Origin of the sequence: Lutibacter holmesii, assembly GCF_042679665.1 — a bacterium.
GTDB lineage: Bacteria > Bacteroidota > Bacteroidia > Flavobacteriales > Flavobacteriaceae > Lutibacter > Lutibacter holmesii.
The window spans coordinates 323,333-336,709 of the sequence record NZ_JBHTMV010000002.1; the positions used below are offsets into that span (position 1 = coordinate 323,333).

A 13,377-nucleotide genomic window follows, 5' to 3' on the forward strand; every position below is an offset into this window, starting at 1 on the left:
ATTATAGCTTTTGGATATTTAATGTATAAGCTTTCGCCCAAAAAAAAGAAGATTAAAAAAAATGAATAAACAATATTTAATAGGTCAACTTGAAGCAATGCAAAACGCAAAACGCGTGAACCGTTTACGAGTTGCAAATTTAGTATTAAACAATCCTGATTTATTACCTTTTTTAATAGAAGTTTCGTTTGAAACAGACAACAAACTATCTATAAAAGCTGCTTGGAGTTTAGAGTTGGTCTTAGAACAACAGTTAGATTGGATAACACCTTATTTAGATTACTTTACAACCCAAATTTCAACCGTTGTTTTTGGTAGTGCTGTACGTTCTTTTTCAAAAATTTGTAATTTTATAGCCATTGCATATACTTCAAAAAATAAAAGCATATTGCAAGAATTTCTTCAAAAAAAACATATTGACGCCATAATTGAAACTGGGTTTGATTGGATGATTAGCAACCATAAAGTTGCTGTAAAAGCATATACTATGAATGCTTTGGCTTTATTTGGAAAAAACTACGATTGGGTACACGAAGAATTAAAACTTATTATTCAACAAAATATAATTCACGAAAGCGCAGCATATAAGGCTCGGGGAAAGATGACGTTACTACTTATAAACAAAAAAATAAATCTGTAATTTTTGGCTTAATTTCATTAATTTTGCATTTTTCAACACAAAACTAACAAATGGCATTAACAAGTTTAAACGCAATATCTCCAATTGATGGTAGATACAGAAGTAAAGTAGAAAGTTTAGGTTCTTATTTTTCAGAAGAAGCCCTTATTAAATATAGAGTAAAAGTAGAAATTGAATATTTTATTGCCTTGTGCGAAATTCCTTTACCACAATTGGCAAATTTTGACCACACACTTTTTCCTCAATTAAGAGCAATTTACGTTGATTTCACTTCTGAAGATGCGCAAAAAATTAAAGATATTGAAAGCATTACCAACCACGATGTAAAAGCTGTTGAATATTTTATTAAAGAAAAATTTGATGCTTTAAATTTACAAGCATTTAAAGAATTTATTCACTTTGGATTAACATCTCAAGATATTAATAATACTGCAATTCCATTGTCTATTAAAGATTCTTTAGAAGAAGTTTACTATCCTTCTTTAGATAAATTAACTTCAAAATTAGCTGATTTATCAGAAGAATGGGATGAAGTTTCTATGCTTGCACGTACACATGGGCAACCTGCTTCTCCTACTCGTTTAGGAAAAGAAATGTTTGTTTTTGTTGAGAGAGTAAACCAACAAGTACTGCACTTACAACACACACCACACGCAGCAAAATTTGGTGGAGCAACAGGAAATTTTAACGCTCACAAAGTAGCATACCCAAACATTGACTGGAAAACATTTGGTACTCATTTTGTGGAAGATATTTTAGGATTACACCACTCTTTCCCTACAACTCAAATTGAACACTACGACCATATGGCTGGTATTTTTGATGCGATGAAACGTATTAACAATATTATTATGGATTTAGATAGAGATATTTGGACATACGTTTCTAGCAACTATTTCAAACAAAAAATTAAAAAAGGAGAAGTTGGTTCATCGGCTATGCCACATAAAGTAAATCCTATTGATTTTGAAAATTCAGAAGGAAATATAGGAATTGCAAATGCGTTATTTGAGCACTTAGCGGCTAAATTACCTTTATCTCGTTTACAACGTGATTTAACAGATTCAACAGTATTAAGAAATGTAGGTGTGCCTTTTGGACATACATTAATTGCTTTTGCTTCTACATTAAAAGGATTGAACAAATTACTATTAAACAAAGAAGCTTTTGAAGAAGATTTAGAAAACAACTGGGCAGTTGTTGCTGAAGCAATTCAAACAATTTTACGAAGAGAGGCGTTTCCAAATCCATATGAAGCATTAAAAGGATTGACACGAACTAATGAAAAGATCACGCAAAAATCTATGGCTGATTTTATTGATAGTTTAGACGTATCAAACGAAATTAAAACAGAATTAAAAGCTATTACTCCTAGTAACTATACAGGAATATAAATTTACAACTATGAAAAAAATTGCCTTTATAATAGCAATACTTACGCTTACAGTAAGTTGTAAAAATGAACCTTTAAACCCAGACCGTTTTAAAACAGGAACATTTGAAATTCCGGCAGGAAAAGGTTACGAAAAAACTGTTATTATTAGGCAAGATTCCCTTCAAATAGAAAAATATGTAGATAGAATAGATACTTTATCAATTGTTTGGAAAAACAATTTTAACTATACATTACAAATGTTGCATCCAAAAACTGCAATTGATGAAGATCCTATTCATGTTAAAATAACAAGTATTGAAAAAGACTCTTATGAATTTGAAGCCGTTATTGGCCATTCAAATTTTGTGCAAAAAGGAGAAATCATAAAAACTGCTAATTAATTATGGAAATATTTTTACAAGCATCTACTTGGATTGCACTGTTAACACTAATTTTTTTAGAAATTGTATTAGGTATAGACAACATTGTATTTATATCAATAGTTTCTAATAAACTTGAAGAAAAAGACAGACCAAAAGCGCGTAACATTGGCTTGTTATTAGCTATGGTTTTTAGAATAGCGTTGCTGTTTGGTATTTCATGGGTGCTAAAACTGCAAACTGTTATTTTTAAAATAGAAACCAACTGGATTGATGCAGGAATTACTGGTCAAAGTTTAATAATTATAGCCGGTGGTGTATTTTTACTTTACAAAAGTGTTGCTGAAATTCACCATAAATTAGAAGGCCAAGAAGAAGGCACAAAAGCAAAAGCCAGTAAAACCATTTCAAGTGCTATTATTCAAATTGTTATGCTAGATTTAGTGTTTTCTTTTGATAGTATTTTAACAGCAATTGGCTTGGTGAGTTTTGATGCAGTTCCTGTAGGTTTTGGTTATTTTGGCGGAATGGCAATTATTATTATCGCCATTATTGTATCCATTATCATTATGCTCATATTCGCAGGGCCGGTAAGTAAGTTTGTAAATGAACATCCTACTATTCAAATTCTTGGATTATCATTTTTACTACTAATTGGTGTAATGTTATTAGCAGAAGGGTCTCATTTAGCTCATTTTGAGTTTTTTGGAAACCCAGTTCATAGCATACCAAAAGGATATTTATACTTTGCAATTTTCTTCTCTTTATTTGTTGAATTTATCAATTTAAAAATGAAGAAAAGAAAAAATCCTGTCCAGCTTCACAACTCAACAATAGTTGATGAAAAGCTAAAGGATACTAAAATATTAGATAAATAACACTTTTCTCTATTTTTAAAATAGAAGCAACAACAATGAGCTTAAAAGACACAAAAACAACAAATACCTTACTATTAATCATAGTAATTCCTCTTGTTTTTTATATTCTAAAATTATTGTCATTTATTTTTATTCCGCTAATTGCATCTATGTTTATTGCATTAATTTTTTTACCATTAATGCGATGGTTTAATAAACGAAACGTACCTAAATTTATAAGTATATTTGTGATTCTTCTAATTTTTGGAGTGCTATTTAAAATTACCGGAGAACTTATAAAATTGTCAAGTAAAGAAATTTTAGCTGTTGATGATGCATTTTTAGAAAGTGCTAAATTTAAAATTACCAATTTAGTCATTGCTGCGCATGAATTTTTTGGAATAGAATATATTGCTGACGGAGGTTCTATATTTTCAAATTTTATACAAGCTGATAATATTTCTGAAAACTTTGGAACTACCATAGATTTTATTAGAAAAACCTTAACAATGACATTAATGACCGCATTTTTTGTGGTTTTATGGCTTGCCGAATCTATTAATTTTGAAAAATTAATGAATAATACCATTTTAAAACAAAAATATGCTTCGGTAAAAACTTTTATGAAAATTGAAAATGATTTAATTAAATTCATAAAAGTTAAAATTCTTGTGAGCTTAGGAACAGGAATAGGAGTTGGTTTGGCGTGTGTATTTTTTGATATTAATTTCCCAATTTTTTGGGGCTTATTTACATTTGCCATTAACTTTGTTCAAATGATTGGGTCTTTTATTTCAGTAATTTTATTGGCCATTTTTGCCTTTGTGCAAATTGACCCTAACAGTACACTATTCTTCTTTGTGCTAACAATAACAGGCGTTCAAGTATTATTTGGTGGAATTTTAGAACCTATTTTTATGGGGAAATCATTCTCAATAAACATTATTACTATTTTAGTAATGCTTATGCTTTGGGGTTATATTTGGGGAATTCCTGGTTTAATTATGGCAATTCCTTTAACAGTTTTTATCAAAATAATATTAGAACAAAACCCAAAAACAAAATTTGCAGCTAACTTTTTGTCGGGCAAACAGCAATAATTATAAAACAAAAATCCCCTTTTTTAGCACTATTTAATTCCTTAAATTAAATACGATGTTATAATTGTTACATAACACTGTAATGTTTATGACGATTCGTGTAGCTTACCTCCTCTATTTTTGCATTGAACTAAAAAATGCAAAAAACTATGCGAGGTACACACATTATCTTATTGACATTTTTCTTAAGTAGCTTTTTAAGTATAAATGCGCAACAAGAAACTTCAATTTCTTTAGAAGAAGTATTATCAAAAGCAGTAGAAAATAACTACACAATTAAAATTTCTGAAGAAGATTTAAATGCAGCAAAAGCAGCATACAATCAAACAAAATCAGTTTTTCTTCCAAACATTAATGTTTCATATTCTGGAATCGCAACTACCAATCCTTTAATGGCTTTTGGTTCAAAATTAAACCAAGGAATTTTAACTGCTGAAGATTTCAATCCAGATTTATTAAACGATCCTGAAAGCACTACCAATTTTGCTACAAAATTTGAAATTGAACAACCTATTTTTAATATGGATGGATTTCAAATGCGAAAAGCTGCACGTTCTAAAATGAATGCTATTGAATTGCAATCTCTTAGAACAAAAGATTATATGACTTTAGAAGTTACCAAAGCTTATATGCAATTGCAATTAGCGTACAAAGCCGTAGATGTTTTAGAAAATGCAAAAAAAGCTGCTTTAGCCAATAAAAAATTAGCCGACAATAATTTTAAGCAAGGTTATATGCAAAAAGCCGATGTTTTATTAGTTGAAATTCATGTAACCGAAGTTGAAAACCAATTACAAACGGCAAAAAGCAATATTATAAATGCATCAGACTATGTAAAACATTTAATTGGCGATACAAATGAAGCTGTTTTAAAACCATCAAATGTATTAAACGCTGAACTTGATTTAAATATTTACAATGTAGCATTTACCACAAACAGAACAGACATAGCAGCTATGGAAGAAAGTACGAATGCTTACAACCATATGTACAAAGCATCAAAATTAGGTTTTGTTCCAAGTTTAAATGCCTTTGGAAGCTATGAAATGTATGATAAAGATATTTTTAAAACTAATTCTGGAGGTTATTTAGTAGGAGCTCAATTATCTTGGAACATTTTTGAAGGATATAAAAGAATTGGTGAAACCCAAAAAACAAAAGCTGAATTCAACAAAGCATCTTTAAACTTAAATGAATATAAGAGTAAAAGCGAACTAGAATTCAATAAAGCTAAACGTCAATTAAAAGATGCTGAAAACACCTTAAACTTAACCAACTTAGCTGTTGAACAAGCTAAAGAAGCTTTAAGAATTAGAACAAATAGATTTGAAGAAGGACTAGAAAAATCTTCAGATTTATTAATTTCTGAAACTCAATACTTACAAAAACAACTAGAATATTTACAAACCGTTTTCAACTATAATTTCACAAAATCATACGTAGAATTTCTGACTAAATAAACACGACACAATCTTATACAACATGAAAAATATTACAAAAATAATAGCAATTGCAACTTTAATCTTAATAGTAAGTTGTGGAGAAGATAAAAAAGAAACTGTTGACAATAGACCAACTGTAAATGTAAAAACCGCTACTCCTTTAGCTGGAAACGGAAAATTTATAAGCGCAAGTGGTAAAATTGAAGCTGTACAAAATGCAACCATAAGTACACGAAATATGGGATATGTAAATAATATAGCCGTAAATGTGGGTGATAAAGTTTCTAAAGGACAATTACTAATTAGTATTAACAGTGCAGATATTTCTGCGCAACAAGGTCAAGTAAATGCTTCTATTATTGAAGCTACTGCAGCATTTAAAAATGCTGAAAAAGATTACAACCGTTACAAAACTTTATTTTCAGAGAACAGTGCATCTCAAAAAGAAATGGACGATATGACTGCTAATTACGAAATGGCAAAAGCGCGTTTAGAAGCTGCAAATCAAATGAAAAACCAAGTACAAGCACAACTTTCATATTCAAACATTACAGCTCCATTTAGCGGAATTGTAACAGGAAAATACATTAACAAAGGTGATATGGCAAACCCTGGAATGCCTTTATTAAGTGTTGAAACACCTGGTAAATTTCAAGTAATGGCAATGGTTCCTGAACATGAAATTACTGCTATTAAAAATGGTGCAACGGTAAATGTACTTGTAAAATCTACCAACAATATTATTAAAGGAAAAGTTACAGAAGTAAGTTCTTCAGCAAAAAATACAGGTGGTCAATATTTAGTAAAAGTATTATTAGATAAAAGTGATGCTAAACTATTGTCTGGTATGTTTGCATCAGTACAATTTCCTTCAGAAAAAAGTATTGAAAGTTCATCAATATTTATTCCTAGTGCTGTAATTATAAAAAAAGGTGAATTAAAAGGTGTTTATGTAGTAAGTCAAAACAATACTGCGTTACTACGTTGGTTACGCCTTGGAAAAACTTCTGGAGAAAATGTAGAAGTATTATCAGGTTTATCTGCAGATGAAACATATATTCTTTCTTCTGAAAGCAAATTAGTGAACGGATCTAAATTAAACATTCAATAATTATGAAGGACGGATTAGCTGGTAGTATTGCCAAAGTTTTTATGAATTCAAAACTTACTATTTTACTAATGGTCATGTTTATGGTTATTGGTGTGTATAGTTCGTATTTAATTCCAAGAGAAGAAGAACCACAAATTGATGTGCCAATTGCTGATATTTTTGTGAGTTATCCTGGTGCAAGTCCACAAGAAGTGGAATCTAGAGTTATAAAACCTTTAGAAAAAATTGTTTCGAATATTAAAGGTATAGAATATGTATATTCTACCTCAATGAATGAACAAGCGATGTTAATTGTTCAGTTTTATGTAGGTGAAGATATTGAACGCTCGTTTGTAAAGCTTTATAATGAAATTATGAAGCATATGGATCAAATGCCACAAGGAGTTTCAATGCCGCTGGTAAAAACAAGAGCTATTGATGATGTGCCTATGTTGGCTTTAACATTATGGAGTGAAAATTATGACGATTTTCAATTAAAACAAATTTCAAGTGAGCTAACTAGCGAGATTGAAAAAATTACGGATGTTGCAATTACAAAACAAATTGGAGGAAGAAATCGTCAACTTCGTGTAGTTTTAGATAAAGATAAAATGGCTGAAACTGGCTTAGACATGCTAAGTATAACACAAAAAATTCAAGCCAATAATCAACAATTAAATTCAGGAAGTTTTGACAAAAATAATACAGAGTATCTTGTAAATACTGGTAACTTTTTAAAAACAAAAGAAGATGTAGAAAATTTAGTGGTTGGTGTACAACAAAATATGCCAATTTATTTAAAGCAAATTGCAACTATTACTGACGGACCAGAAATTTCAAAAGAATATGTTTCTTTTGGGTACGGTAAAGCCAATGAACTTTCAAATACGTATTCTTCTGAATATCCAGCGGTAACCATTTCTGTAGGAAAAAGAAAAGGTGCTGATGCTATGAAAATTTCTGAAAAAATATTAGCAAAAGTTGACTATTTAAGACAAAATTTATTGCCTGATGATGTGCATATGACAGTAACCAGAAATTATGGTGAAACAGCTTCACATAAAGTTTCTGAATTATTAATGCACTTAATGGGTTCTATTATTGCGGTTACAATTGTGGTGATGTTAGCTATGGGCTGGCGCGGTGGATTGGTGGTATTCCTTTCGGTTCCAATCACATTTGCAATGACATTGTTTAGCTATTATATGCTAGATTATACGTTAAACAGAATTACTTTATTTGCCTTGGTATTTGTAACCGGTATTGTAGTTGATGATTCAATTATTATTGCTGAGAATATGCACAGGCACTTTAAAATGAAGCGATTACCTTTTAAACAAGCTGCTATTTATGCAATTAATGAAGTTGGAAACCCAACAATATTAGCCACTTTTACAGTAATTGCATCTGTATTACCAATGGCTTTTGTATCTGGTTTAATGGGCCCTTATATGAGTCCAATGCCAATTGGTGCATCAATCGCTATGATTATTTCATTGTTTGTTGCTTTAACAATTACACCTTATTTAGGTTACTATATTTTAAGAGAAAAAGAAACTCAAGAAGAGAAAAAAGAACAAGGATTAGAGACTTCATTTATATACAAATTGTATAATAAAATTGAAAGACCTTTATTAAACAATCCTAAAAAACGTTGGCTGTTTTTAGGTTTTACAACCTTGCTTTTATTGGCTTCAACAACACTATTTTTCACTAAAGGTGTAGCAGTAAAAATGTTACCTTTTGACAATAAAAATGAATTTCAAATAGTAATAGATATGCCTGAAGGTAGTCCGTTAGAGAAAACTTCAGCTGTTACTAGAGAAATTGCTAATTATTTGTCTCAAAGACCAGAAGTTGACAATTACCAAAGTTTTGTAGGTACCTCTGCTCCTATTACTTTTAACGGATTAGTTCGTCATTACGATTTACGTGGAGGCTCAAATATGGCAGATATACAGGTGAATTTGATTGATAAATCTCAACGTTCTGAACAAAGTCATGATGTAGCTAAAAAATTAAGAGCTGATATTCAATTAATTGGAAAGAAATTTAATGCAAATGTAAAATTAGTTGAAGTTCCGCCAGGACCTCCAGTAATGTCAACAATTGTAGCTGAAGTTTACGGACCAGATTATCAAGAACAAATTAAAATTGCCAAGCAATTAGAAAATATTGTTGCTACTACAGATGATATTGTAGATGTTGATAATTTAGTAGAAGCTGACCAAGTTGAGTATAATTTTGTTGTAGACAAAGAAAAGGCAATGTTAAATGGAATTGCACCTCAACAAATAGTTGCTACCTTAAAAATGGCACTTTCTGAACAGCCAATTTCCACACTGTACAATACAGCTGCAAACAATCAAATTGGGGTGGTTCTAGCTTTGGATGAAAAAGAAAAATCTTCAATAAATGATATCAAACAATTGAAAGTAATTTCTCAAATGGGAATGGCAATTCCAATTGGAGATTTAATTAAGGTTGAAGAAAAAATTAGAGAAAAATCTATCTATAGAAAAAACCAAAAACGAGTGGTGTATGTAGTTGCTGATATGGCCGGAGCTTTGGAAAGTCCTGTGTATGGAATTTTAAATATGAGCGATAGATTGGATGAAATTACAGTACCAGAAGGGTTTACGTTAAATGAAGAATTCAATCAACAACCAGTTTACGAAGATGATTATACTGTAAAATGGGATGGTGAATGGCAAATTACCTATGAAGTATTTAGAGATTTAGGTGCTGCCTTTGCAATTGCAATATTTGTAATTTACTTGTTAATTGTTGGTTGGTTCCAAAACTTTAAAGCTCCGCTTGTAATGTTAGTTGCAATTCCACTTTCATTAGTTGGTATTATTTTAGGTCATTGGCTTATGGGCGCATTTTTCACCGCAACATCTATGATTGGTATGATTGCACTTGCAGGAATTATGGTACGTAATTCAGTACTTTTAATTGACTTTATTGAATTGCGTTTAGAAGACGGAATTCCTTTAAAAGAAGCTGCAATTGAAGCTGGTGCTGTTAGAACAACACCTATTCTATTAACTGCAGGAACTGTGGTAATTGGTGCATTTGTAATTTTATTTGACCCAATTTTTCAAGGGCTTGCCATTTCATTAATGGGAGGAACAATTACAGCAACCGTATTAACTTTAATTGTAGTGCCTTTAGTTTATTATATGACTGAAAAACATAAGCACGAAGATAAAAAATAAACCAATTTAGGTAGTAATTGAACACGGTTGAATTACTACCTAAAACTTAATATAAATGTTACTTATATTTTAATAGGTAACTAAACCTAAAAAAAATGAAATTATTATTAATAACAAGCATAGCTGAATTTGAAAAAGACGTTTGCAATCTTTTTAAAACTTCAGAAATTGTAGTGTACAGCTCTTCAGATATTCAAGGGCATAAATTCTTTAATGGAAATAACATACAAGACAATTGGTTTTCAGCACATAGAGATTCTTTTGATTCTAAATTGTACTTCTCCTTCACTTCTGAAGATAAAATTGAAACAATCTTTAAAAATATTGAAGTTTTTAACTCACAAAAAAAGACTGAAAATTCAATAAAAGCAGTTGTATTAGATATTGAAAAATTTATTAACTAAAAACTATAAAAATGAAATCACGATTAATGAACATTATACCAGGAACCTTTATCTTAATAAGCTTGGCTTTAGCACATTATGTAAACCCTAATTGGCTATGGTTTACGGCTTTTGTTGGTGCCAATTTATTTCAACGCGGTTTTACAAAATGGTGTTTACTTGAAATTATTTTAAGTAAATTAGGGGTAAAAGATTAATGTTTTTTTATCTACATTTGCATTCTAAATTTAGAATGGCATTAAACAATTTTTTAAAAATATAATTTCAAGTGTATTAATTATAACTGTACTGCTACCATTTGCAGTACAGTTTATACACTCTTTTGAACATCACGAACACATTTGTCTTGAAAGTGATATTCATATAGATTCACATAAATTAAATTGTGACGTATTTCATTTTAAAATAAATCAAAACTCCATTGATTTTATTTCTGAAGATATTTCTTTTCAAAAAGAAACTTCAAACAAATATATTCCTGCTTTTAAGGAACATACTTATTCTGTACAACTTTATTATAAATCTTCACGAGCGCCACCATTTTTATTGCTTTAATTTCGTTTTTAAATACATAATTAACAATAAAAATATACTCACATGAGAATATACATGTCGCTATTATTTATAGCCGTATCATATATTTCAGTTGCACAACAAAAAATAACTGGAACAATTACCAATGCACAAAATAAACCTTTAAATGGGGTTGAAGTTTTTATTGAAGAACTTCAAAAAGGAACTTCAACAAATGAAAATGGAAATTACGAATTAACTAATTTACCAAATAATACATTTCACATAGCCTTTAATTATTTAGGTTACGAAACTCAAATTAAAACAATTACACTAAAAGAAGCACCTATTGAATTAAATATAGTTTTACAAGAAGCTGTTTTTCATATGGATGAAGTAATAATTTCAACACCATTTAACAGATTACAATCTGAAAATGTTATGAAAGTTGATAAAGTTACGGTTCAACAATTAAAAAATAAAGGTGCTGCCACATTAATTGATGGTGTAAATTTAATTCCTGGTGTATCTCAAGTTTCTACAGGTACAGGAATTGGAAAACCTGTTATTAGAGGACTTCGAGGAAACAGAGTTCTGGTGTATTCACAAGGAATACGCCTTGAAAATCAACAATTTGGAGATGAACACGGTTTAGGTGTAGATGATTCAAGCATTGAAAGTGTAGAAGTAATTAAAGGACCTGCATCTTTACTATACGGTTCTGATGCTTTAGGTGGTGTTTTGTATTTGAATCCTGTAAAATTTGCAGATGACAATACATTTAACCTATACGCAAATCAATCTTACTTTAGCAATACTCAAGGAATTGGCACCTCAATTGGAGTAAAACAATCATATAATTCTTGGAAATTTTTAGCAAATGGTGCTTTTAATCAACATAGCGATTATAAAACGCCAAGCGATGGTAATGTGACCAACTCTCGCTATAACGAACAAATTTTTAATGCAGCAATTGGCTTCAATAATAAGTTAATATCAAGTACTGCACGTTTTTCTTTTAACCATTCAAATGTAGGTATTCCTGAAGAAATTGGAGCACAAAACAGCAATACAACACCGTTACTTCCGTACCAAGATTTAACTACAAAAATGGTGAGTTTAAATACTATTTTTTACTTAAACAACTCTAAAATTTCAACTGTTTTTGGTTATACAACAAACGACAGAAAGGAATTTGAAGAGCACGAACATGAAGAAGATGAACACGAGGATGAGGATGAACACGAAGATGAATTTGCAGATCCTTCTCTTAACCTTGAATTAAATACCTTTAGCTATGATGCAAAATGGCACTTGCCAAAAATTGGTAATTTTCAATCTATAGTAGGTGTTCAAGGAATGCATCAAACAAACACCAATTATGGAGAAGAAATTTTAATTCCAAATGCAACAATTAATGATATTGGATTTTTAGTTACAAGTACCTACGATTTTAAAAATAACAGTAGTTTACAAGGTGGAATTCGTTTTGACATAAGAGATTTAAATACTGAAGAACATTTAGTGCAACACGATGATGAAATTCACACTTTTGAAGCTTTAAATAATGATTATCAAAATTTTTCTGCATCTCTTGGATATAAAACATTATTGTTTAAAAATATTACGAGTAGATTTAATGCGGCAACAGGATTTAAAGCGCCTAATTTAGCTGAACTAACATCAAACGGTGTACACCACGGTTCAAATCGTTTTGAAATTGGAAATCCAGACTTAAATAGTGAGCGAAACATTCAATTTGATGTTGCATTAGAATATGATTCTAAACACTTTGAATTATATGCAAATGGTTTTTACAATTATATTGATGATTATATTTTTATCAATCCAACAGGAGAAATTGAAGACGGATATGACGTTTACCAATATACACAAGAAAATGCAGAATTGTATGGTGGAGAATTTGGATTTCACTTACATCCGCACCCTTTAGATTGGTTACACCTTCAAAGTAGTTTTGAAACTGTAGTTGGAAAACAACGTAATGGTGATTATTTACCTTTAATTCCTGCTAATAAATTAGTGAATACGGTTAGAACTGAATTCAATATAAAAAATTGGTTAAACAACGGTTTTGCTACTGTTACATTAGAAAGCAATTTTGATCAAAACAATGTAAGCGGTTTTGAAACAGCTTCAAAAGGATACAACCTATTAAATATTGGAGCGGGCGCTACATTTGTAGTTTCAAAAGTAGATTTAAATTTAAGCTTAAATTTAAATAATGCTTTAGATAAAACATATGTTTCACATTTATCACGTTTAAAATCTGACGGAATTCCAAATATTGGTAGAAACTTTATAGCGAGTCTTAAATTTAAAATTTAAACTACT

11 protein-coding genes are annotated in these 13,377 nt (G+C 30.2%); all 11 read left to right on the forward strand.

What is annotated here, in order from left to right:
- Nucleotides 1-61 precede the first annotated feature (61 nt).
- The 11 genes from ACFQ5N_RS02645 (at nt 62) to ACFQ5N_RS02695 (ending at nt 13,371) form a co-directional block, all read left to right on the forward strand.
- Entirely contained in the window at nt 62-640 is a 579-nt protein-coding gene (locus ACFQ5N_RS02645) for an adenylosuccinate lyase (protein ID WP_386807506.1), read from the forward strand.
- Nucleotides 641-690: 50 nt separating this feature from the next.
- Nucleotides 691-2,034, forward strand: a complete 1,344-nt coding sequence (gene purB, locus ACFQ5N_RS02650) for an adenylosuccinate lyase (RefSeq protein WP_386807508.1) — start codon at nt 691-693, stop codon at nt 2,032-2,034.
- 10 nt (nt 2,035-2,044) lie between these two features.
- A complete protein-coding gene (locus ACFQ5N_RS02655; RefSeq protein ID WP_386807510.1) occupies nt 2,045-2,416 on the forward strand; it encodes a hypothetical protein in 372 nt (123 codons plus the stop codon).
- 2 nt (nt 2,417-2,418) lie between these two features.
- Entirely contained in the window at nt 2,419-3,273 is an 855-nt protein-coding gene (locus ACFQ5N_RS02660) for a TerC family protein (RefSeq protein WP_386807512.1), read from the forward strand.
- 35 nt (nt 3,274-3,308) lie between these two features.
- Nucleotides 3,309-4,352, forward strand: coding sequence for an AI-2E family transporter (locus ACFQ5N_RS02665; RefSeq protein WP_386807513.1), 1,044 nt, complete (start codon nt 3,309-3,311; stop codon nt 4,350-4,352).
- A gap of 137 nt (nt 4,353-4,489) precedes the next feature.
- Entirely contained in the window at nt 4,490-5,812 is a 1,323-nt protein-coding gene (locus ACFQ5N_RS02670) for a TolC family protein (RefSeq protein ID WP_386807514.1), read from the forward strand.
- 22 nt (nt 5,813-5,834) lie between these two features.
- Nucleotides 5,835-6,905, forward strand: a complete 1,071-nt coding sequence (locus tag ACFQ5N_RS02675; RefSeq protein ID WP_386807515.1) for an efflux RND transporter periplasmic adaptor subunit — start codon at nt 5,835-5,837, stop codon at nt 6,903-6,905.
- Nucleotides 6,906-6,907: 2 nt separating this feature from the next.
- The gene (locus ACFQ5N_RS02680) at nt 6,908-10,105 is read left to right on the forward strand and encodes an efflux RND transporter permease subunit (protein WP_386807516.1); all 3,198 of its coding nucleotides are present in this window, start codon (nt 6,908-6,910) and stop codon (nt 10,103-10,105) included.
- Nucleotides 10,106-10,200: 95 nt separating this feature from the next.
- The gene (locus ACFQ5N_RS02685) at nt 10,201-10,509 is read left to right on the forward strand and encodes a hypothetical protein (protein ID WP_386807518.1); all 309 of its coding nucleotides are present in this window, start codon (nt 10,201-10,203) and stop codon (nt 10,507-10,509) included.
- An 11-nt stretch (nt 10,510-10,520) separates the two neighbouring features.
- A complete protein-coding gene (locus ACFQ5N_RS02690) occupies nt 10,521-10,706 on the forward strand; it encodes a YgaP family membrane protein (RefSeq protein WP_386807519.1) in 186 nt (61 codons plus the stop codon).
- 400 nt (nt 10,707-11,106) lie between these two features.
- Entirely contained in the window at nt 11,107-13,371 is a 2,265-nt protein-coding gene (locus tag ACFQ5N_RS02695) for a TonB-dependent receptor (protein ID WP_386807520.1), read from the forward strand.
- The last annotated feature ends 6 nt before the right edge of the window (nt 13,372-13,377 follow it).